Source organism: Bradyrhizobium sp. Arg816 (assembly GCF_029989365.1).
Lineage (GTDB): Bacteria > Pseudomonadota > Alphaproteobacteria > Rhizobiales > Xanthobacteraceae > Bradyrhizobium.
The window spans coordinates 1-267 of record NZ_JAPRAQ010000269.1; the positions used below are offsets into that span (position 1 = coordinate 1).

The window sequence follows — 267 nt, forward strand, 5'->3', positions numbered from 1 at the left end:
TGCCAATGTCGATTCCATAGACAGCCGCAGGTCGCGGCAAATTGCGATGGGCCATGATACTCTCCTCTTTTGATCTGACCTTCCTATAATGAGGGAGGAGGACGGGGCGGACCATCCCATTAATGGTAGGGCCCGCCGCCAAATGGTAGGGCCCGCCGCCAAGCGCGCTGCGGTCGCGCATCTGCAGGCCGTCATGAGCCTGTCGGAACGGCGGGCCTGCTCGATCGTGGGTGCGGATCGGAAGATGATCCGCTATCGCTCCAGCCG

Annotated in this window: 1 pseudogene; it reads left to right on the top strand. The window is 61.8% G+C overall.

Going from position 1 to position 267, the window contains the following annotated elements:
- Positions 1-136: 136 nt before the first annotated feature.
- A pseudogene (locus OWC48_RS46840) lies at positions 137-267 on the top strand (IS3 family transposase); the annotation flags it as partial.